Raw genomic sequence first — 18,987 nt, forward strand, 5'->3', positions numbered from 1 at the left:
ACCCATAACAGCGACGTAACAGCGCGCGACTGTGCGCGATTGTGCTTGAAGTCGCGCACGGATGCTGTGTGCGTGCCTCGCCGCGTGCATCGAGGCAGAACCGGGCCGCATCACATCCGCATCACATCAGATGTTTCGTGATGAAGTTCCACTCAGCCGTCGTGACCGGCGTGATCGAAAGGCGATTGCCCCTGGCGAGCACGCGCATGTCCGCGAGTTCTTCGTGCTCGCGCAAGGCGGCGAGCGCAATCAGCGGGCACTTCTTCTTGAACACGACGTCGACGAGCATCCAGCGCGGATTCTCGTGCGTCGATTTCGCGTCGTAGTAAGGGCTTTTCGGATCGAACTGCGTGGGATCGGGGTAGGCCGTGGACGACACCTGCGCGATGCCCGCGATACCGGGCTCGGGGCAGCTCGAGTGGTAGAACAGCACGCCGTCGCCTTGCTGCATGGTGTCGCGCATGAAATTGCGCGCCTGGTAGTTTCGTACGCCAGTCCAGGGCAGCGTGCGCTGCGGCGCGCTTGCGAGGTCGTCGATGCTTGCTTCGTCGGGTTCGGACTTCATCAGCCAGTAGCGCATGAGTCGAAGTTCACGTCGAAAGGGGAGAGGGGCGGGCGTGCATGCCGCGAGTCACGCCAGCGCTGGCCGCACAGTGGAACGCACAATGGAAAACGGCATCGGACTGTGGTCCGATGCCGTTTGAATAGGTCCCCGCCATAGCCGCTAGGCCGGCATCCTGAACCGAGGGTTCAGAATTGGTCGCAGTTAGCAGCACTTCGGGTACATCAGACTGTGTGACGCGCACGCCCGTGCTACAAATTTCCGCAACCGTGCACATGGCATTGGTTCAAGGAATATATGACCTTGGCGAACCAGGCAGGGAAGCTGACTAAACTGGTTGGCAGCGTGTTTGGAACCGCGCGTTTCTAAACAAATCAACGCTGCCTTTGAACAACATCATACCGCACGTTGCTGCATGAAACTGCGCCTTGCAACCGCGGCGTACATCAGCGCTTATTGCACACCGTACTGATGAATGACAGCGCCGAGTTGTTCGTTCATTTGGCGCATTGTACGACGGATTTCTTCGGCTGGGAATGCTTCCCCGTGACGCACGCTCGTTTGCAGGCGCAGCAGTTCCGAGGCGAGCGAGAGCGCCGCCATGACGGCGATGCGATCGGTGCCGCGCACGTTGCTGTGATTGCGGATCTTCGACATTTCGGCGTCCACGCGCGCGACGGCTTCGAGCAGCGCCTGTTCCGTTTCCGGCGAACAGACGAGGCGATAGGTTTGGCCGAGTATCGTCGCTTCGATCTGCTTGGTGGTCATGCATTTTCTCCGTGGCGGGCCGCGTTGCTGTCGTCGTCGTTGCTCTGCGACGGTTCGAGCAGATCGAGCTGGTTATCGCGCTCGTTACCTGCGCGTGCGCGCGGCAGCTTCTCGAGGATCGCGTTCAGACGCACCTGCGCATCGTCGATCTTGGCCGAGAGTGCGTCGCGCTCTGCCTGCAGCGCGGCGCGTTCCTCGCGGACCTGTTCGAGTTCGATGCGTGTTTCGTCGCATTGCGCGCGCAGCTGCGCGAGTTGCTCTTCGAGTGCGAGGCGTGCTTCGTGTTGGCGCTGATTAATCTCGATCAGCTGCCCGATGTTTTGTGAGAGTGTTTCGAGTTCGTTGAGCATGTGCTGCGTCCTCTAAAGACAGGCATTCTAGCGCGGATTAACGCGTATTTTGATAATTGTGTCGTTTCCAGACGTAACAGCCCGGCTTCTTACCCGAATCAGGCCCGAAACCCCCGCTACGTGTGCCGCATAGGCCAGGCGGGAACGTAATTTGCCAGGGCCGCGCGCGTAGCGCGTCGTCTCGATCGTGGTCTGCGCGTTATAACATCACGGATTCATGGTCCTTTGCCAGGGCTTTCGCGAACGGCGTTAGCCATACCGCCGTTTCTGCCACGCGTCATGCAGAATCCCTGGCGACCAAAATACTGCGCTCTGTTGTGGCCTGCGTATACCCCTGCTGTCTTTCCGTGTGAGCTTGATTGAAATCCGCCGCCGAGTTTCCCGATGCGTTCCATGAGCCGCGATGAGTCCCATGCTGTGCCGTCGATCCACGCGCTGCCGCGCCGCTCGATGAGCGCGCGCCGCGCGTGCCTGATCTGGGGCGCGCTCGCAGCAGTGGCGCTCGTGGTGTTCGCTGCATCGCTAGCAACCGGCAGCGTAAGGGTGACGTTTGCGCAGGCGCTGGCGGCGCTCGCGCCCGCGCACGACGCGCCCGGCGCGCCGGACATGGCGACCGAAATCGTGCGCACGCTGCGCTTGCCGCGCGCACTGGCGGGTTTTGCCTGTGGCGGGTTGCTCGCGCTGGCGGGTGCGCTGCTGCAGGTGCTGCTGCGCAATCCGCTTGCGGAGCCCTACGTGCTCGGCGTGTCGGGCGGTGCGGCCGCGTTCGCACTCGTGGCGATGATCGCGGGCGTGGCGTGGTGGGGCGTGCAGGCGAGCGCATGCGCGGGTGCGTTCGTTTCGATCCTGCTCGTGCTCGGCCTCGCGCGCCGCGAGTTGTGGCGCGGCGAGCCGCAAGACAGCTCGCCGCGGCTGCTCCTGACGGGCGCGGTGACGGCGGCAGGCTGGGGCGCATTGATCACACTGCTGCTCACGCTCGCGCCCGACGCGCGCCTGCGCGGCATGCTGTTCTGGCTCACGGGCGACCTCAATGGCGCGGGCACGCCATGGCTCCCGCTCGCGACGCTTGGCCTGGTCCTTGCATGCATCGTGCCTGCCGCGCCGATGCTCAACGTGCTGCTGCGCGGCGACGCCGCTGCGCAGGCGCTCGGTGTGCCGGTGCTGCGTTTGCGTGTGGGCATTTATCTTGCCGCGTCGCTCGCGGCGGCCGCTGCCGTGACGACGGGCGGCACCATCGGCTTTGTCGGCCTCGTCGTGCCCCACATGCTGCGCCTCGCGTTCGGCAACGACCAGCGCATGCTCGTGCCGGCCGCCGCGCTCGCGGGCGGCGTGGCCGTGATGGGTGCGGACCTCGTCGCACGTACGGCGGCGGCGCCCGCGCAGTTGCCGGTGGGTGTCGTGACTGCGCTCGCCGGCGTGCCCGTATTTCTGTGGATGCTTCTCGCGAGGCGCGGACGATGAGCGAAACGTATCCACCGCTGCTCGCGGTCCAGTCGCTCACGTTGCGTGCGGGTGCGCGCACGCTTGTGGAATCGCTCACGCAAGGATTTGCTGCTGGCGAAATCTGGTGCGTGGCGGGCGCGAACGGCGCGGGCAAGACGACGCTGATCGGCGCGCTCGCGGGCCTGAGCGAGCCCTCGGCAGGACACGTGGAAGTCGAGGGCATCGCGCTCGCAAAGTGGCCGCCGGTGCGCCTCGCGCAGCGCCGTGCGTTGATGCCGCAGGACCAGCGTGACGCATTCAGCGCGAGCGTGATCGACACCGTGCTGCTCAATCGCTATCCGCATCTTTCGGGCTGGGGCTGGGAAGGCGACGCCGACCGCGCGGCCGCGCACGCCGCGCTCGCCACGCTCGGCCTCGAAGCATTCGCCGCGCGCGATGTGCTTACGCTTTCGGGCGGCGAGCGCCAGCGCGTAGCGCTTGCCGCCGCGCTGTGCCAAAGTGCGCCGCTCCTGCTGCTCGACGAGCCGCTCGCGCATCTGGACCTGCATCATCAGATCGCGTGTCTCGAAGCGATCTCGCGCTGGGTGAAGAGCGATGCGCGAACGGTGCTGTTTTCGTGCCACGATCTCAATCTTGCGCGGCGCTTCGCCACGCACGCGCTCCTGCTCGACGGCCGCGGCGGCTTTCACGCGGGCCCCGTACGCGAGGTGCTCACGCCGCAGCGCGCGAGCGCCGCATTCGGTCATCCGCTCGTGCTGATACGCGAGGGCGGGCACGAGGCGCTCGTCCCTGCACTCGTCCCGACATCTTCATCACCGCATTCGCCGGGATCGAACGGCGCGCATTAGTGTTAGTGCGCCGCTGTCGCCCGCATCACTTCGAAACAGAACACACCATGACGTCATCGCTTACCGAACTGCTCGCCGTCGAACCGCTCGACCTCTCCTTGCGCGACGAACTGCAACGCCTCATCGACACGAAGACCAAACCGCCCGGCAGTCTCGGCCGCCTCGAAACACTGGCGCGCCAGCTCGGCATGATCCAGGGCACGACGCACCCGGGCGTCGAGCGTCCCGTGATGATCGTGTTCGCGGGCGACCACGGCATTGCCGCCGAAGGCGTGAGCCCATACCCGCAGGCCGTGACCGCGCAGATGGTCGCGAACTTCGTCGCAGGGGGCGCTGCGATCAACGTGTTCAGCAGCGTGGCGGGACTCACGCTCGAAGTCGTCAACGCGGGCGTGGCGACGCCGCTGCCGCCGTCGCCCGCGCTCGTCGATGTGCCCGTCGCGCGCGGCACGCGCAACTTCGCGCACGAGCGTGCCATGACGCGCGACGAATCTCTCGCCGCGCTCGCGGCGGGTGCTGGGCGCGTGCGCCATCACGCGGCGCTCGGCACGAACGTGATCGGCTTTGGCGAAATGGGCATTGCCAACACGTCGTCTGCCGCATGCCTGATGAGCCGCCTGTGCGGCGTGCCGATCGACGAATGCGTGGGGCGCGGCACGGGCCTCGACAATGCGGGCCTCGCGAAAAAGCGCAATGTGCTCGCGGCGGCGCTCGCGCATCATGCCGACGCGCGCGAACCGCTCGACGTGCTCGCCGCGTTCGGCGGCTTCGAGATCGCGATGATGGCGGGCGCGTACCTCGAGGCCGCGCGCTCGCGCATGGCGATTCTCGTGGACGGCTTCATCGCGACCTCGGCGCTGCTCGTGGCCGACGCGCTCGCGCCGAACGTGCGCGACTACTGCGTGTTTGCGCACGCATCGAACGAAGCGGGTCACCGCCGCATGCTCGATCACTTCGGCGCGCGCGAACTGCTCGCGCTCGATCTGCGCCTGGGCGAGGGCACGGGCGCGGCGCTCGCCGTGCCGCTGCTGCGCGCAGCGGTGGCGTTCCTGAACGACATGGCGAGCTTCGAGTCGGCCGGCGTCGACAATCGCAGCGATCGCAACGCCTGAGCGCCGCGCGATGAATCCGCTTGCGGAACTGCGTTACTTCTTCACGGCGCTGGGCTATTTCACGCGCGTGCCGGTGCCGCGCTGGGTCGGCTTCGAGCCCGCGTGGCTCAATGCGGCGGCGCGCTACTTTCCGCTCGTCGGCGCGTTGGTCGGCGCGCTCGGGGCACTGGTCTATCTCGGCGCGTTGCATGTGTTTCCCGCGAGCGTGGCCGTGCTGCTGTCGATGGCGGTCACACTCCTTGCGACGGGCGCCTTTCACGAAGACGGTCTCGCCGACTGCCTCGACGCATTCGGCGGCGCGTACGCCCGTGAGGACGTGCTGCGCATCATGCACGATTCGCGCATCGGCGCGTTCGGGGCGATCGGTCTCGTGGTGGCGCTCGCGCTGAAGTGGCAGACGCTCGCCGCACTGCCGCCGGCGCGCGCCGCGATGCTGATGATCGCCGGCCACGCCGCGAGCCGTGCGTGTGCGATCAGTTATCTCGTCTCGCTCGACTATGTGCGTGCCGAGGGCAAGGCCAAGCCCGTCGCGCAGCGCATGAGCGTGAGCGCGTGGCTATGCGCGTGCGTGTTCGGTTTGCCGTGGCTGTTCTGGCCGGAGTGGTCCGGCGTGCCCGACTGGCGCGCGGGCGCAGCGATCCTCGTTGTGCTCGCCGTGTTGCGCTATGGACTGGGGCGTTACTTCGTGCGCCGCATCGGCGGCTATACGGGCGACTGTCTCGGCTTCGCGCAGCAGGTGTTCGAGATCGCCATCTACCTCGTGGGGCTCGCATGGATCTCGTTCTGATCCGACATCCCGCCGTGGCCGTGGATGCCGGCGTGTGCTATGGCGCGAGCGACGTAGCGCTCGCGGGCGACGCCACGGAGCAGGCCGAACGGCTCGCCGGGCGGCTCGCGGCGCTCGGCGTGCGCGAGCCGCAACGGATTGAAACGAGCCCGCTCATGCGCTGCGCGAGCGTTGCCGCGGCGCTCGCCGGTGTGCGCGGACATGTGCCGAGAGCAGAGGCCCGCCTCGCGGAGATGGATTTCGGCGCGTGGGAGATGCAGCGCTGGGATACGATCGAGCGCGTGCAGATCGACGCATGGGCCGCGAATTTCGAACACACGCGCGAACATGGCGGCGAGAGCGTTGCGCAGTTCGACGCGCGCGTAAGCGGCTGGTTCGGCACGCTCGACGCGCGCGAGGAGGCCACGGTCTGGGCCGTCACGCACGCGGGCGTGATTCGCACTGTCACGGCCCGCGCGCTCGGCCTGCCGCTCGCGCGCTGTGTGCGTTGGCCGCTGGAGATGGGCGCCATGGTGCATTTGCGTTACGACTCGTCGAGCGCATGTTGGCTGCTCGCGCGCTGGAACGCATGAATGCGGACAGCCCCTGGTGAGTCGCTGCGCCGGGCGGGTCAATGCGCTGCGGCGTCGCGCGAGCGGGCGAGGTCGAGATCCTTGCACAGTTGCGCCGCGCCCTGGGCGATGCGCGGCGCGGGGCGCGTGAGCAGGTCACCGTCGATGGCGAAGAGATTGCCGCGTGCCACGGCGGTGAGCGCCGGCCAGGCGCGCCAGCGCTCGAGGCCCGGCAGCGGGCGGTCCGGCGGCGTGGCGCCTGGTGACGCGGCGACGATCGCATCGGGATTGGCGGCGAGGACAGCTTCCGTGGACACCGTCGGCACGAGCGGCTCGAGCGCCGCGAACACGTTGCGGCCGCCGCAGAGCGCGATCACGTCGCTGATCATGTGCGAGCCGTTGAGCGTCATCAGCGGCTGATCCCAGACTTCATAGAACACGCTCACGGGTGCGCGCTGCGCATAACGTGCGCGCAGCTGCGCGATATCGCGCCGATACGCCTTCGCGGCGGCCCGCGCGGCGTCTTGCGTGTCGAGCAGCACACCGAGGCGCGTGAGCGAGGTCGCGACGTCGTCGAGCCTGTGCGGCTCGCTGAAAAAGAGGGGGATGTGCAGCGCGCGCAGGCGATCGAGCTGTTGCTGCGCGTTGCCGTGACGCCAGACCACGATGAGGTCGGGCTTGAGCGCGGCAATGCGCTCGAGGTCGAGCGCGCGGTTGTCGCCCACGCGCGGCACCTTTTGCGCTTCGGGCGGATAGTCGCTGTAAGCCACGGCGCCGACCACTTTCGCACCGCCGCCCGCGGCATAGAGCAGCTCGGTGACGTGTGGCGCGAGGCTCACTACGCGCTGCGCAGGCGCAGGCAGGGTGACGGTGTTGCCCGCATCGTCGATGGCGGTGACGCTCGCATGCGCGGCGCACGGCAGGGTCGTCGCGGCCAGCAGCGCCAACGCCATAGCGGCCGCGCGCATCAGCCGATCGCCCGCATGGCTTGCCCGAGTGCGCTTTCGAAGCGCTGCCATTCGTCTTCGGACGCGGGCAGGCCGAAGCGCAGGCTGGCCGGCGCGTCGAAGCGGCGCGTCCACACGGCGTGGCGCGCGAGCGCGTCCTGCAGCGCCGGCGCGCGCGGGTCCGTAATCCACGCGAAGAGCGGCGTGGCGTGCGGCGTGAAGCCGTGAACGCGCAACAGCGCGGCGAGGCGCGCGCTTTCGGCGGCGAGGCGCACGTGCATTTCGCTTTGCCACGTGGAGTCTTCGAACGCATGGGTGACCGCGTGGCGCGCCGGCCCGTTCACCGTCCACGCACCCAGATGCGCGCGCAACCCGGCTAGCCGCGCGGGTGTGCCGAGCGCGAATCCGCAGCGCGCGCCCGCGAGCCCGAAGAACTTGCCGGGCGAGCGCAGCACGACGAGTCCTTCGCGGCTCGTTGCGTGCGCAAGCGTTGCGGGTCGCTCGTGGCCGAACGCATCGGCAAAGGCTTCGTCGACGATCAGCGTGCCGCCGCGGGCCGCGAGTTGCGCATGCCAAAACAGCAGACGCCCGGCAGCAAGATGGGTGGCCGTCGGATTGTTCGGATTCACCACCACTGCGTGCGTGACGGTATCGGGCAGCGTGTCCTGCATGACGTCGAGCGGCACGATCTCATGACCCGCGCGCGCGAACGCTGGCGCGTACTCGCCATAGGTGAGCGGCGCAATCGCGACACTCGCACGTGGCAACACTGCCGGCAGCGCGCGAATCGCGGCCTGACTGCCCGCCACCGGCAACACGTGACGGGCGTCCGGTGCGCCGTAGTAGCGCGCCGCGCAAGCGGCGAAGCCGTCGCCGTCGTCGGGCAGGCGCCGCCATGCCGCGGGCGGCACCGGCGGCACGGGGTAGCCATGCGGATTGATGCCGGTGGAGAGATCGATCCAGGCGTCCCAGGCGATGCCGTAACGCTGCGCGGCTTCGTGCAGATTGCCGCCGTGCGCGACGCGTGCGGCTGTGTACTCAGACATGGGTCGCGACGCTCACGAAGGCCAGTGCGAGCAGCGCCGCGAGCCACAAAATGGTGGTGCGCTCGACGAGCCGCAAGGCCGCATCCACGTGCTGTGCGCGCGGCGGCGAGCCTGCGCCGAGCGCCGGCCGCTCTTCCAGCATGCCGTGATAGACGGCCGCGCCGCCGAGCAGCACGTTCAGGCTGCCCGCGCCGGAGGCCATGACCGGGCCCGCGTTCGGGCTCTCCCAGCGATGCGCCTGGTCGCGCCAGCAGCGCAGCGCCACGCGCGTGTCGCCGAGCAGCGCGTAGCTCGCGGCCGTGAGGCGCGCGGGAATCCAGTTTAGGACGTCGTCGATGCGCGCGGCTGCCCAGCCAAAGCGCAGGAAGCGCGGCGTGCGGTAGCCCCACATCGCATCGAGCGTGTTGGCGAGACGGAATGCGAGGGCACCCGGGCCACCCGCGATCGCGAACCAGAACAGCGCGCCGAAGATCGCGTCGTTGCCGTTTTCGAGGGCGGATTCGACGGCCGCGCGCGAGAGCGCGGTGGCGTCCGCCTGGGCTGTGTCGCGCGAGACGATGCGGCCGGTCAGCTCGCGGGCGGCTGCGAGGTCGCGCCGGGCGAGCGCGGCGCCGATCGGCGCGATGTGTTCGGCAAGGCTGCGCGCGCCGAGCGCGAACCACAGCAGCGCGACATGCAGCGCCCAGGCGAGCGGCCAGGGCAGCAGCGCGCACAGCAGCGCGACGGCGACGACGGGCGGCGCAACGGCGGCGAGCCACGCGAGCAGGCCGAGCGGACGGCCGCGGCTGCCCGTATTCAGGCGCGCTTCGATAAGGTTCGCGTAGCGGCCGAAGGCGACGAGCGGATGCGCGCGGCGCGGCTCGCCGAGCCAGCGGTCCACGGCGACGCCGGCCACGGCGAGTGCGGCGGTGACGGGCAGCGCGAGCATCATGAGGTCCCGCGCGGCGCCTTGAGCACCAGAGGCAGGCCCGCGGCGACGAGCGTGGCGCGGTCGGCGAGCGCCGCGATGCGCTGATTGAGGCGGCCGAGTTCGTCCACGTAAAGGCGCGTGGCCGCGCCCATCGGCACGACGCCCATGCCGATCTCGTTGCTCACCACGAGCACCGTGCCTTGTGCGCGCTCGCAGGCGGCGGCGAAGGCGTCGAGGCGCTCTCGCCAGCCGGGTAGCGGCGAGTCGGAGCCGGCGGGGCAAAGCAGGTTCGCAAGCCACAGCGTGAGGCAGTCGATCAGCACGCACTGGCCGGGCGCCGCCGCTGCGTCGAGTGCGAGAGCGAGATCGAGCGGCGCTTCGGCGAGCGCCCAGTGCGCGGGCCGGCGCGCGCGATGATGGCCGATGCGCTCGGCGAACTCGATGTCATCCGTCACGCGCGCGGTGGCGATGTAGGTGACCGGCAGGCCGCTCGCGGCAGCGAGGCGTTCGGCGTGCGCGCTCTTGCCCGAGCGCGCGCCGCCGACGATGAAGGTGAGATCGCGCGAATGCATCGCGTGATTGTAACGGCTGCGCTCAGTGTGCTCGCAGTGTGCCAAATACACGCCGTTATCCCTGCGGCCAATGTCGCGCCATGGTCGGAGCATCGGGCGGCGCGGCGATGGGATAATGCGCGTTCGCCTTCGCAGCCCACCCAAGCGCTTCATGACCGCCACGCTACCCGCCGTGCCTCCTGTCCCCACCGGCACGCTGATGATCCAGGGCACGACGTCCGACGCCGGCAAGAGCACACTCGTCGCCGGCCTGTGCCGCCTCGCGCGCCGCGCGGGTGCGCGCGTCGCGCCGTTCAAGCCGCAGAACATGGCGCTCAACAGCGCCGTGACCGTGGATGGCGGCGAGATCGGCCGCGCCCAGGCGCTTCAGGCCATCGCCGCGGGCATCGAGGCGCACACCGACCTCAATCCGGTGCTGCTCAAGCCCAATAGCGATCTCGGCTCGCAGGTCATCATCCACGGCAGGGCGCGCATGAACCTCAACGCGCGCGCCTACCAGGACTACAAGCCGCTCGCGCGCGAGGCCGTGCTCGCGTCCTATGGGCGTCTGCGCGCGCGCTACGACACGGTGTTCGTGGAAGGCGCGGGCAGCCCCGCCGAAATCAACCTGCGCGCCAACGACATCGCGAACATGGGTTTCGCCGAGGCGGTCGATTGCCCGGTCGTGCTCGTGGCCGACATCGACCGCGGCGGCGTGTTCGCGCACCTGATCGGCACGCTGGCCTGCCTGTCGGAAAGCGAGCGCGCGCGCGTCAAAGGTTTCGTCATCAACCGCTTTCGCGGCGACCGTACGCTGCTGGAACCGGGCCTCGCCTGGCTCGAGCAGCAGACGGGCAAGCCGGTGCTGGGCGTCGTGCCGTATCTGCACGGCCTCACGCTCGACGCCGAAGACATGCTGCCGGGCGCGGTCCACAGCCAAGCGCAGGCCGGGAGCGAGACGTTGCGCGTGGTGGTGCCCGCGCTGCCGCACATCAGCAACCACACGGACTTCGACGCGCTGCGCGCCCATCCGCAGGTCGATTTCACCTATGTGCGCACGGGCGAAGCGCCGCCCGGCGCCGATCTCGTGATCCTGCCGGGCTCGAAGAACGTGCGCGACGACCTCGTGTGGCTGCGCGCCCAGGGCTGGGAGACGGCGCTCGCACGGCATCTGCGCTATGGCGGACGGGTGATCGGCATTTGCGGCGGCATGCAGATGCTCGGGCACGCGATTGCCGATCCACATGGCGTGGAGGGCGAACCGGGCGCGACCGGGGGCTTCGGCTGGCTCGACTACGAAACGGTGCTCACGCGTGAAAAGACCTTGAAGAACGTGACGGGCGCGCTCGCGCTGGAAGGCGCGGATGCGGACGCGGGCCCGGCGCGCGTGGCGGGCTACGAGATTCATATGGGCGAGACGCGCGGGCGCTCGCTCGAATTGCCCGCGGTGTGGCTCGCTGCCGGAGAGGAGGGGGCGATGCGCCCGGATGGCGCGCGCTCGGCGGATGGCCAGATTCTCGCGACCTATGTGCACGGGCTCTTCGACACGCCGCAGGCCTGCGCGGCGCTCCTGCGCTGGGCCGGGCTCGCGCAGGCGCGCGCGGTGGACTATCCGGCGTTGCGCGAGGCGTCGCTGGAGCGGCTGGCGGACACGCTCGCGGCGAGCCTCGATCTGGAGAAGGTGTTCGGCGTAATCAGCTAGATACGCAGCTAGACGCGCAGCCAAATGCGTAGCTAGAAGCGCGGCTGAACGACTCAGTAAAGCACCATCTGCGTGCAGCGGAAGAGGGCGAGGATCTTGCCGTCCGGGCCGCTCACGGTGGCGTCCCAGACCTGGGTGCTGCGCCCGAGGTGCACCCCCTTCGCGACGGCCGAGATCGTGCCTTCGCGCGCGGTGCCGAGGTGATTGCTCTTGATCTCGAGGGTGGTGAAATTCTTCGCGTTGGGCGGCAGATGAGCGAAGCAGGCGTAGCCGCAAGCCGTGTCGGCAAGGCCGATTACCGTGGCGGCGTGCAGGAAGCCGTTGGGGGCGAGCAGGTCGCTGCGCACGTCGAGTTCGGCGCGCAGCAGGCCTTGCTCGAGGACCAGCGGACGAAAGCCCAGCCAATCGGGCAGGCGGCCGCGCTGCCTCGCGAGCAGGGATTCGATCGTGATGTCGTGGCGTAGCGTGCTCATGGTCGGTCAGTCCTTGATTTGATATGAACATTGCGGGTGCGCGCTCGTGGGGGGCTTCGGCGGCGCGCAATTTGCCGATATTATCGGACGGTTGAGTCGGGGCGCCGGCTCGTCCGCAAGGCGCCTCGCCAGATATCGAACAACGCATCGAAGAACGCATCGCGCAAGATCACGGCAATCCGGCTGGCCATGTGCCAGCCATCCTGACGGGAGTATTCATGACGGTAATCGTGGTGGCGAATCCCAAGGGCGGCGTGGGAAAGAGCACGCTGTCCACCAATCTGGCCGGCTATTTCGCCGCACAAGGCGAGTGGGTGGCGCTCGCGGACCTCGACCGGCAGCAGTCCTCGCATGCCTGGCTCGATCTGCGGCCCGCGACGCTGCCGGCCATCGAGAGCTGGCAGGTCGATCTGGACAACCCGGCGAAGCCGCCCAAGGGACTCGAGCACGCAGTCATCGACACGCCCGCCGGCCTGCACGGCAACCGTCTCGCGGCGATCATCGAGCTGGCGGACAAGGTCATCGTGCCGCTGCAGCCCTCGATGTTCGACATTCTCGCCACCCAGGACTTCCTGAACCGCCTCGCCAGGGAGAAGTCCGTGCGCAAGGGGGCGATCCAGGTGGGCGTGGTGGGCATGCGGGTGGATGCGCGCACGCGCTCGGCCGAGCAGCTGCAGCGTTTCGTCGAGGGACTCGATCTGCCGGTGCTGGGCTATCTGCGCGACACGCAGAACTACGTGCAGCTCGCCGCGCACGGCCTCACGCTATGGGACGTCGCGAAGAGCCGGGTCGAAAAGGATCTCGACCAGTGGCAGTCGATTATCGGCTGGGTGGACGGCAAATAAGCGGCAAACAGGCGGCAAACAGGCGCGAAGGTACAGCGGCGCGGACCCGATGAGCCGCGCCGGCCAGCCTCGCGTTTTTAGCTCCAGCTTTGCGTGGGCACGTGGTCGCGGCTGCCCTTGATGCGGTTGTTCTCGTCCACGAACACGAGGTCCGGCTTCCAGCCGGCCTTGAGCTCTTCCTCTTCCACATTCGCGAAGGCCGCGATGATCACGAGGTCGCCCAGTTGCGCGCGGCGCGCGGCCGAGCCGTTCAGCGAGATCATGCCGCTGCCGCGCTCGCCCTTGATCGCGTAGGTCGTGAAGCGCTCGCCGTTGTTGATGTTCCAGATGTCGATGCGCTCGTTTTCGACGATGTTGGCCGCTTCGAGCAGGTTTTCGTCGATGGCGCACGAGCCTTCGTAGTGCAGCTCGCAGTGCGTGACCGCGACGCGGTGGATCTTCGACTTGAGCATATGGCGTTGCATGGAGGGTCTCCTCAGGCGAGCGGGCGCGCGGCCCGCCGCGGGTAAGCGGAATCTGGGGGTATCGGGTGAAAGCGGGACGGCGCGGCCGCCCGCAGCCCTCAGATCTCGAGGTTGTCGATCAGGCGCGTCGCGCCGAGCTTCGCCGCGGCCAGCACGACGAGCGGCGCCTCGGCGTCGCCGGCCACGCCCGGCGCGGGCGGCAGCAGGTTCGCGCGCTTGCGGATCGCGATGTAGTCGGGCTTCCAGCCGCGCGCGGCGAGCGTCGCCATGGCGTCGAGTTCGAGCTGCTGGAAGTCGCGGCGGCCCGACAGCACCGACTCGCGGATCGCGCGCAGCACGCCCGCCAGTTGCGGCGCTTCGGCGCGCTCGGCTTCGCTCAGGTAGCGGTTGCGCGAGCTGAGCGCGAGGCCGTCGGAGTTGCGCACCGTTTCGGCGGCGACGACTTCGGTCGGCAGCGCGAACTGGTTGCACATGGCGCGCACGATCATGAGCTGCTGGTAGTCCTTCTTGCCGAACACGGCCACACGCGGCTGCACGCACGACATCAGCTTCATGACGACCGTGCACACGCCCTCGAAGAAGCCGGGGCGGAATTCGCCTTCCAGAATGTCGCCGAGATCGTGCGGCGGGCGCACGCGGTATTCCTGCGGCTGCGGATACATGTCGCGCTCGGTGGGCGCGAACAGCACGTAGACGTTTTCCTTCTGCAGCTTCTCGATGTCGTCCTGGAGCGTGCGCGGATACTTGTCGAAGTCCTCGTTCGGGCCGAACTGCAGCCGGTTCACGAAGATGCTCGCCACGACCGGGTCGCCGTGCTGGCGCGCGAGGCGCATCAGCGAGAGATGGCCTTCGTGCAGGTTGCCCATGGTCGGCACGAACGCCGTGCGGTTTTGGCCGCGCAACTGGTCGCGCAATTCCTGAATCGAGCTAATGACTTTCATGATCGGAGGCTTTATGCCTTGCGCGGGGCAAGACTTGGGTTGCACGGCCGCAAGCCGGAGGCCCGGACGTAGGGCCGCGAGCGGACGTCGCGCGTCCGGTCCGCGCGAGAGGCGCGGTGCCCCATATATGGGACGAGACCGGGCAGGCGCGGGCGATTGTAGTGGATTTGTGGAGGCGGCGCACCCGCCTCGGGATAGGGGTTGTCCTGGCGTTGCGCTGTGCGGCCCGCTGAGGGTTCCCGTGGGATGTGGACCTCTTTATCGAGCCGTCGGCGGACGGGCCCGGGCAGGGCGGGCAAGGATCAGGCAGGCAAATACGCGAGCCGCACGTAAATCGGCGCGAACGGCTCGGGCTGGGTGATCTCGATGAGCGATTCGCGCGACAGCTCCAGCATGGCGATGAAGTTCACGACCACGACGGGCACGCCGCGCGTGGTGTCGAACAGCTCGGAGAACTCCATGAAGCGCTCGCCCTGGAGCCGGCGCAGGATGATGCTCATGTGCTCGCGCACCGAGAGCTCCTCGCGCGAGATCTTGTGATGCTGGACGAGCTTCGCGCGTTTGATGACGTCGGCCCACGCGGCGCGCAGGTCGTTGCTGTCCACGTCGGGAAAGCGCGGCGTGATGCTCTGCTCGATATAGACCTCGGCGCGCAGGAAGTCGCGGCCGAGCTGCGGCAGCTGGTCGAGGCGCTGGGCGGCGAGCTTCATCTGCTCGTATTCGAGCAGGCGCCGCACGAGTTCGGCGCGCGGGTCCTCGGCCTCCTCGCCGGTGTCGGCCTTCTTGACCGGCAGCAGCATGCGCGACTTGATCTCGATGAGCATGGCCGCCATCAGCAGATATTCGGCCGCGAGTTCGAGGTTGGTCTTGCGCAGTTGCTCGACATAGCCGAGGTACTGGGTCGTGACCTCCGCCATCGGGATGTCGAGGACGTTGAAGTTTTGCTTGCGGATGAGGTACAGCAGCAGGTCGAGCGGGCCTTCGAAGGTCTCGAGGAAGACTTCGAGCGCGTCCGGCGGGATGTAGAGGTCCTGCGGGAGCTTGAAGAGCGGCTCGCCGTAAAGGCGTGCGAACGCGACGCCGTCGACCGTGTCGGGCGTCGAGTCGGTCGCGGGCGTGGTCAGCGCCTCGCCGGGCGTTGGCCCGGCAGCGTGGCCCGCGTGACTGGCCGCGTGCTCGCCTGCTGGCGGCGCGCCGGCCCCGTCGGCCTCGGCCATCAGAAGTTCTGGTAGTAGACGTAAGGCGTTTGCTTCACGCGCGAAGCCTGCTGGCGCTCGCGCTCGTCGAGGTCGATCGGCTGCTTGTCCCACAGGAGCGCGCGGCCCTTGCGTTGCTGTTCTTCGAGCTGCGGCTTTTGCTGCTTGAGCTGGTTGATGAACTGCGTGATGTCCGACTGATACATGGCTGACGTCCGTCCAGTAAGGCGGGGCGCCTGATTGCGCCGCGCCGCTTGTTCTGTCGGCGGCAATTTTACCGCAAGCCAACGCCGCGGAACATCCGCCGGGGCGCAGCGCGTGCCGACCCTCCCCCTGGGGCCGGCACGCGCCCCATACGTACGGCTGTGCCGGCCGTTATGGCACGCTTTGGACCGCCTCCTGGGGTTTTGACGCGCCGATGTGGTGAAATAACGCGTTTGCGCCCGTTGCCGCTTCCCGTACCCTGCGCGCGAGCGGCGCAACCGGTAGCAACCAGTTCTACGACGGCCGGAGGTGGCGTTTGGCGGGATGGGTGATCGAAGCATTGTGCGCACGGCGGCGCCCCTCGCGGGCGGCGCGGTCACGGCTCGCCACGTGCCTTATCCTGTGCCTCGCCGGGTTCTGCGCCGCGGCGCCGCCCGCCCGGGCCGACATCCTGACCACTCTCCTGCCGTGGATGCGTCCGCGCACCTACTACGACGTCGATATCGCGGCCACCCCGCGCGAGCTGCGCAAGCTGCTCGAGGCGCACCTCGACATTGCGCGCTTTGCCACGCGCGCCGACGTGAACGAGGACCAGTTCGAGTTTCTCGTAACCGCAGCGCCGCAGCAGGTGCGCGACCTCGCCTCGACGGCAGGCTATTTCACGCCGGTCGTGCGCACCGACGTTCGTACGATCGACGGCAGGCGGCACGTGCGGGTGAGCGTCGACCCGGGGCCGCGCACGACGATTTCGTCGGTGAAGCTCGTGTTTCGCGGCCCGGTCCTCTCGGAAGACCCGGCGCAGGAGAACACCGCGCGCTTCGCGTTCTCGCTGCACGAGGGCGACGCCTTCACGCAGTCGGGCTGGGACGACGCCAAGAACGCCTCGCTCAAGGCGCTGCAGGCGCGCCGCTATCTCGGCGCCAGGATTGCGTTTTCCGAGGCGCGGGTCGATCCGCTCGGGCATGATGCCCAACTGTCCGTAACGTTCGACAGCGGGCCAACCTTCACGCTGGGCAAGCTCGATGTTTCGGGGCCGCGGCGCTATCCGGCCTACATCATCGACAACGTGAATCCGCTTTCGCCGGGCGAAGTCTACGACCTGAAGCGCGTGGCCGAACTGCAGCGCCAGGTGCAGAACACGCCGTACTACGCGAGCGTGGCGATCGACGTCGACGCGAACACGCAAAAGCCGCTCGAGACGCCCGTGCACGTGAAGGTGAGCGAGTTCCCGTACAACAACTTCCGCGGCGGCGTGGGTTATTCGACCGATACCGGCGCACACGTCCAGGGCTCCTACACCTACCTGAACACGTTCGGCGCGGCGTGGCCGTTCCAGGTGCAGGGGCGGCTCGACCAGATCCAGAAGTTCGGTCAGGTCCAGCTTTCGATGCCGCCGGGCCCGCGCGCCTGGACCAACAGCCTCGTCGCTTCCTACACGACCACCGACGTTTCGGACACGAACATCTATAGCGCGCGCGTCGGGGTGCAGCGCACGCGCACCTCGCAGAACATCGACTATGCGTACGCGCTGATGTTCTATGACGACCGCCTCACGCAGAACGTCGGGCCGTCCTCGCGGGCCTATGCGCTCGTGCCGACCTGGGGCTGGACGCGCCGCAACGTCGACGACCCGCTTTTTCCGCGCTCGGGCAACATCATTCGCGTGGAGGCGGGCCTCGCGCTCAAGAACGTGGGCGCCGAGCAAAGCTTCCTGCGCGCCTACATGCGCGGCCAGCAATACCTGCCGATCGGCCGCAGCGACATCATGGTGTTCCGCGCGGAACTGGGCGGCGTGTTCACGAGCGGCCCGTCGAGCGGCATCCCCGCGTCGCTGCTGTTCCGTGCGGGCGGTTCGAACTCGGTGCGCGGCTACTCGTTCCAGAGCATCGGTAACGACCAGTCGGGCTCGATCTTGCCGACCAAGTATCTCGTCACCGGCTCGGCGGAGTACCAGCACTGGTTCAGTCACGACTGGGGCGGCGCGGCCTTCTTCGACGTCGGCACCGCCACCGACACCTGGGGCGAGAAGGAATTCGATCCGGGCGCGGGTATCGGCGCGCGCTGGCGCAGCCCCGTCGGGCCGGTCAACCTCGATCTCGCCTATGGTTTTCGCACGCACAGCGTGCGGCCTTATCTGACACTCGGGATCGCCTTCTGATGATGATGCGCTCGCTGCTCCGCTTCTCAACGACCCCTGCGCCGCACGGCGGGGAGGCCGCATGAGCGCGCGCCGTTTCGCTGCGGCGGCACGGCTGCCGGCCACGTTCGCGGTGCCGCCGGGGCAGGCTGGCCGCAGCCCCGACGATGATGCGCGCGGTGAACCCGGCGGCAACGGAGGCAACGGAGGCCATGGAGGCGAGGGCGGCTCCGGTGAGAACAACAGCGCGCCGCCAGGGCGTCGCGGGCCGCGGCTCTGGAAGGCGCTCGCCTGGGCGATCGTCGTGCCGGTGCTGCTCGTCGGGCTCGTCGCCGGCTTGCTCTATGGCGTGCTGACGACCGAGCGCGGCACGGCCTATGCGTGGCGCGCGGCGGTCAGGCTGCTCGACGGCAGGCTCGCGGGCAGGTTCGAAGGCGGCACGCTCGCAAGTGGCGTGCGCTTTTCCAACCTGAGCTGGCGCGGCACGGACGGCACCACGATCGAGGTCGACCATATCGGAGGCCAGTGGGAGCTGCAGGGCTTCGGCCAGAAACCCTGGCGCTTCGTGGTGGATTATCTGCATGCTGGCGACATCGAGATGCGCATCGTGCCGTCGCACGCGCCTTCCTCGCCGCTGAAGCTGCCGGAAAACCTGCAACTGCCGCTCGGGCTCGAGATCCGCGACCTGCAGGTTGACAAGCTCACGGTGCACGAAGGCAGCGCGACCAACGCGTTCTCGCACTTCCAGTTCCATGGACGCAGCGACGGCCGCCATCACGAGGCCGCCATCGAGCGTCTCGACACGCCCTTTGGCGCAGTGAGCGCGCGGGCGTCGCTCGATGGCGTGCGGCCGTTCGCGCTCACGGGCGACCTCGGCTACGCCGGCAAGGTGAACGGCGAAGACGTGCAGGTCAGCGCCAACCTCGCCGGCTCGCTCGAGGCGCTCACGGCCGATGTCGAGGCGAGCGGCATGAAGCTCACCGGCCGCGCGCACGTGGAGGCCACGCCGTTCGCCTCCGTGCCGCTGCAGCGTGTCACGCTCGCGTTCGATCATGTCAATCCGCAGGCGTTCGCGCCGGGTGCGCCGTTCGCCGACCTCGCGGTGCGTGCGCAGTTGCAGCCGGTGCCGGGCGGCGCGGCGGGCGTGCCG

General features: G+C 68.3%; 20 protein-coding genes, 1 other RNA gene and 1 pseudogene. 9 read left to right on the plus strand and 13 right to left on the minus strand.

Annotated elements, in window-relative coordinates; genetic code table 11:
• Nucleotides 1–121 precede the first annotated feature (121 nt).
• The 4 genes from BHE01S_RS25305 to BHE01S_RS25315 all read right to left on the minus strand — a co-directional run bounded on the left by BHE01S_RS25305 (nt 122) and on the right by BHE01S_RS25315 (nt 1,680).
• Nucleotides 122–580 carry an EVE domain-containing protein gene (locus BHE01S_RS25305; protein WP_042268771.1) on the minus strand — a complete coding sequence of 153 codons (459 nt, stop codon included), beginning with the start codon at nt 578–580 and terminating at the stop codon, nt 122–124.
• A 125-nt stretch (nt 581–705) separates the two neighbouring features.
• Nucleotides 706–887, minus strand: a non-coding RNA gene (gene ssrS / locus BHE01S_RS36270) — 6S RNA.
• Nucleotides 888–1,015: 128 nt separating this feature from the next.
• Entirely contained in the window at nt 1,016–1,330 is a 315-nt protein-coding gene (locus BHE01S_RS25310) for a cell division protein ZapA (RefSeq protein WP_042268772.1), read from the minus strand.
• Nucleotides 1,327–1,680 (minus strand): hypothetical protein, encoded by a 354-nt coding sequence (locus BHE01S_RS25315; protein ID WP_042268773.1) that lies wholly within the window; start codon nt 1,678–1,680, stop codon nt 1,327–1,329. The genes BHE01S_RS25310 and BHE01S_RS25315 overlap by 4 nt, the downstream gene beginning before the upstream one ends.
• Before the next feature lie 393 nt (nt 1,681–2,073).
• On the opposite strand from BHE01S_RS25315, the gene BHE01S_RS25320 reads away from it, so the two are divergent.
• Genes BHE01S_RS25320 through cobC form a run of 5 tightly spaced genes read left to right on the plus strand, consistent with a single transcriptional unit; the run spans nt 2,074 to nt 6,442 of the window.
• Nucleotides 2,074–3,141: a FecCD family ABC transporter permease gene (locus tag BHE01S_RS25320; protein WP_042268792.1), complete on the plus strand. Its 1,068-nt coding sequence runs from the start codon at nt 2,074–2,076 to the stop codon at nt 3,139–3,141.
• Complete coding sequence (locus tag BHE01S_RS25325) at nt 3,138–3,971, plus strand: ABC transporter ATP-binding protein (RefSeq protein ID WP_042268774.1); 834 nt, start codon at nt 3,138–3,140, stop codon at nt 3,969–3,971. The genes BHE01S_RS25320 and BHE01S_RS25325 overlap by 4 nt, the downstream gene beginning before the upstream one ends.
• Before the next feature lie 47 nt (nt 3,972–4,018).
• The gene (gene cobT, locus BHE01S_RS25330) at nt 4,019–5,083 is read left to right on the plus strand and encodes a nicotinate-nucleotide--dimethylbenzimidazole phosphoribosyltransferase (protein WP_042268775.1); all 1,065 of its coding nucleotides are present in this window, start codon (nt 4,019–4,021) and stop codon (nt 5,081–5,083) included.
• A gap of 10 nt (nt 5,084–5,093) precedes the next feature.
• Complete coding sequence (locus BHE01S_RS25335) at nt 5,094–5,870, plus strand: adenosylcobinamide-GDP ribazoletransferase (RefSeq protein WP_042268776.1); 777 nt, start codon at nt 5,094–5,096, stop codon at nt 5,868–5,870.
• Entirely contained in the window at nt 5,855–6,442 is a 588-nt protein-coding gene (cobC, locus tag BHE01S_RS25340; RefSeq protein WP_042268777.1) for an alpha-ribazole phosphatase, read from the plus strand. Before BHE01S_RS25335 ends, cobC begins: the two co-directional genes overlap by 16 nt.
• A 38-nt stretch (nt 6,443–6,480) precedes the next feature.
• On the opposite strand, the gene BHE01S_RS25345 is transcribed toward cobC, so the two are convergent.
• From BHE01S_RS25345 to cobU, 4 genes are read right to left on the minus strand one after another with little or no spacing between them, the layout of a single operon-like run.
• On the minus strand, nt 6,481–7,389 hold the full coding sequence (locus BHE01S_RS25345) for a cobalamin-binding protein (RefSeq protein WP_042268778.1): 909 nt from the start codon (nt 7,387–7,389) through the stop codon (nt 6,481–6,483).
• Entirely contained in the window at nt 7,389–8,414 is a 1,026-nt protein-coding gene (gene cobD / locus BHE01S_RS25350; RefSeq protein WP_042268779.1) for a threonine-phosphate decarboxylase CobD, read from the minus strand. Before cobD ends, BHE01S_RS25345 begins: the two co-directional genes overlap by 1 nt.
• A complete protein-coding gene (gene cbiB, locus BHE01S_RS25355; RefSeq protein ID WP_042268793.1) occupies nt 8,407–9,342 on the minus strand; it encodes an adenosylcobinamide-phosphate synthase CbiB in 936 nt (311 codons plus the stop codon). Before cbiB ends, cobD begins: the two co-directional genes overlap by 8 nt.
• Nucleotides 9,342–9,896: a bifunctional adenosylcobinamide kinase/adenosylcobinamide-phosphate guanylyltransferase gene (gene cobU / locus BHE01S_RS25360; RefSeq protein WP_042268780.1), complete on the minus strand. Its 555-nt coding sequence runs from the start codon at nt 9,894–9,896 to the stop codon at nt 9,342–9,344. Before cobU ends, cbiB begins: the two co-directional genes overlap by 1 nt.
• 151 nt (nt 9,897–10,047) lie before the next feature.
• Here cobU and BHE01S_RS25365 point away from each other — a divergent pair, with 151 nt between their 5' ends.
• Nucleotides 10,048–11,577: a cobyric acid synthase gene (locus BHE01S_RS25365; RefSeq protein WP_042268781.1), complete on the plus strand. Its 1,530-nt coding sequence runs from the start codon at nt 10,048–10,050 to the stop codon at nt 11,575–11,577.
• A 53-nt stretch (nt 11,578–11,630) separates the two neighbouring features.
• Here the strand turns inward: BHE01S_RS25365 and BHE01S_RS25370 are convergent, their stop codons facing one another.
• Nucleotides 11,631–12,050, minus strand: coding sequence for a PaaI family thioesterase (locus tag BHE01S_RS25370; protein WP_042268782.1), 420 nt, complete (start codon nt 12,048–12,050; stop codon nt 11,631–11,633).
• A 218-nt stretch (nt 12,051–12,268) separates the two neighbouring features.
• Here BHE01S_RS25370 and BHE01S_RS25375 point away from each other — a divergent pair, with 218 nt between their 5' ends.
• Nucleotides 12,269–12,895: a ParA family protein gene (locus BHE01S_RS25375; RefSeq protein ID WP_042268783.1), complete on the plus strand. Its 627-nt coding sequence runs from the start codon at nt 12,269–12,271 to the stop codon at nt 12,893–12,895.
• Nucleotides 12,896–12,972: 77 nt separating this feature from the next.
• Here BHE01S_RS25375 and panD read toward each other — a convergent pair whose 3' ends face one another.
• The 4 genes from panD to BHE01S_RS25395 all read right to left on the minus strand — a co-directional run bounded on the left by panD (nt 12,973) and on the right by BHE01S_RS25395 (nt 15,702).
• The gene (gene panD / locus BHE01S_RS25380; protein ID WP_028207747.1) at nt 12,973–13,359 is read right to left on the minus strand and encodes an aspartate 1-decarboxylase; all 387 of its coding nucleotides are present in this window, start codon (nt 13,357–13,359) and stop codon (nt 12,973–12,975) included.
• 98 nt (nt 13,360–13,457) lie between these two features.
• A complete protein-coding gene (gene panC / locus BHE01S_RS25385) occupies nt 13,458–14,300 on the minus strand; it encodes a pantoate--beta-alanine ligase (protein ID WP_042268784.1) in 843 nt (280 codons plus the stop codon).
• A gap of 302 nt (nt 14,301–14,602) precedes the next feature.
• Entirely contained in the window at nt 14,603–15,517 is a 915-nt protein-coding gene (locus tag BHE01S_RS25390; protein ID WP_167337709.1) for a segregation and condensation protein A, read from the minus strand.
• Nucleotides 15,517–15,702 (minus strand): DUF3460 family protein, encoded by a 186-nt coding sequence (locus BHE01S_RS25395; RefSeq protein WP_042268785.1) that lies wholly within the window; start codon nt 15,700–15,702, stop codon nt 15,517–15,519. The genes BHE01S_RS25390 and BHE01S_RS25395 overlap by 1 nt, the downstream gene beginning before the upstream one ends.
• 470 nt (nt 15,703–16,172) lie before the next feature.
• Here BHE01S_RS25395 and BHE01S_RS25400 point away from each other — a divergent pair, with 470 nt between their 5' ends.
• Together BHE01S_RS25400 and BHE01S_RS25405 are read left to right on the plus strand one after the other, a co-directional pair.
• Nucleotides 16,173–17,858: an autotransporter assembly complex protein TamA gene (locus BHE01S_RS25400; RefSeq protein ID WP_042268786.1), complete on the plus strand. Its 1,686-nt coding sequence runs from the start codon at nt 16,173–16,175 to the stop codon at nt 17,856–17,858.
• Between the two features lie 61 nt (nt 17,859–17,919).
• Nucleotides 17,920–18,987, plus strand: a pseudogene (locus BHE01S_RS25405) (translocation/assembly module TamB domain-containing protein); the annotation flags it as partial.

Origin of the sequence: Paraburkholderia heleia NBRC 101817 (assembly GCF_000739775.1) — a bacterium.
In the GTDB taxonomy this organism is placed as follows: domain Bacteria; phylum Pseudomonadota; class Gammaproteobacteria; order Burkholderiales; family Burkholderiaceae; genus Paraburkholderia; species Paraburkholderia heleia.

What these genes read in the sequence shown, in the direction of transcription:
- cobD (WP_042268779.1), bottom strand. Translation starts at nt 8,414, where the DNA reads ATGTCTGAGTACACAGCCGCACGCGTCGCGCACGGCGGCAATCTGCAC.
- BHE01S_RS25395 (WP_042268785.1), bottom strand. Translation starts at nt 15,702, where the DNA reads ATGTATCAGTCGGACATCACGCAGTTCATCAACCAGCTCAAGCAGCAA.
- cbiB (WP_042268793.1), bottom strand. Translation starts at nt 9,342, where the DNA reads ATGCTCGCGCTGCCCGTCACCGCCGCACTCGCCGTGGCCGGCGTCGCC.
- BHE01S_RS25370 (WP_042268782.1), bottom strand. Translation starts at nt 12,050, where the DNA reads ATGAGCACGCTACGCCACGACATCACGATCGAATCCCTGCTCGCGAGG.
- BHE01S_RS25315 (WP_042268773.1), bottom strand. Translation starts at nt 1,680, where the DNA reads ATGCTCAACGAACTCGAAACACTCTCACAAAACATCGGGCAGCTGATC.
- BHE01S_RS25335 (WP_042268776.1), top strand. Translation starts at nt 5,094, where the DNA reads ATGAATCCGCTTGCGGAACTGCGTTACTTCTTCACGGCGCTGGGCTAT.
- cobT (WP_042268775.1), top strand. Translation starts at nt 4,019, where the DNA reads ATGACGTCATCGCTTACCGAACTGCTCGCCGTCGAACCGCTCGACCTC.
- BHE01S_RS25390 (WP_167337709.1), bottom strand. Translation starts at nt 15,517, where the DNA reads ATGGCCGAGGCCGACGGGGCCGGCGCGCCGCCAGCAGGCGAGCACGCG.
- BHE01S_RS25310 (WP_042268772.1), bottom strand. Translation starts at nt 1,330, where the DNA reads ATGACCACCAAGCAGATCGAAGCGACGATACTCGGCCAAACCTATCGC.
- BHE01S_RS25320 (WP_042268792.1), top strand. Translation starts at nt 2,074, where the DNA reads ATGAGCCGCGATGAGTCCCATGCTGTGCCGTCGATCCACGCGCTGCCG.
- BHE01S_RS25400 (WP_042268786.1), top strand. Translation starts at nt 16,173, where the DNA reads ATGCGTCCGCGCACCTACTACGACGTCGATATCGCGGCCACCCCGCGC.
- cobU (WP_042268780.1), bottom strand. Translation starts at nt 9,896, where the DNA reads ATGCATTCGCGCGATCTCACCTTCATCGTCGGCGGCGCGCGCTCGGGC.
- BHE01S_RS25375 (WP_042268783.1), top strand. Translation starts at nt 12,269, where the DNA reads ATGACGGTAATCGTGGTGGCGAATCCCAAGGGCGGCGTGGGAAAGAGC.
- panC (WP_042268784.1), bottom strand. Translation starts at nt 14,300, where the DNA reads ATGAAAGTCATTAGCTCGATTCAGGAATTGCGCGACCAGTTGCGCGGC.
- panD (WP_028207747.1), bottom strand. Translation starts at nt 13,359, where the DNA reads ATGCAACGCCATATGCTCAAGTCGAAGATCCACCGCGTCGCGGTCACG.
- BHE01S_RS25365 (WP_042268781.1), top strand. Translation starts at nt 10,048, where the DNA reads ATGACCGCCACGCTACCCGCCGTGCCTCCTGTCCCCACCGGCACGCTG.
- cobC (WP_042268777.1), top strand. Translation starts at nt 5,855, where the DNA reads ATGGATCTCGTTCTGATCCGACATCCCGCCGTGGCCGTGGATGCCGGC.
- BHE01S_RS25305 (WP_042268771.1), bottom strand. Translation starts at nt 580, where the DNA reads ATGCGCTACTGGCTGATGAAGTCCGAACCCGACGAAGCAAGCATCGAC.
- BHE01S_RS25345 (WP_042268778.1), bottom strand. Translation starts at nt 7,389, where the DNA reads ATGCGCGCGGCCGCTATGGCGTTGGCGCTGCTGGCCGCGACGACCCTG.
- BHE01S_RS25325 (WP_042268774.1), top strand. Translation starts at nt 3,138, where the DNA reads ATGAGCGAAACGTATCCACCGCTGCTCGCGGTCCAGTCGCTCACGTTG.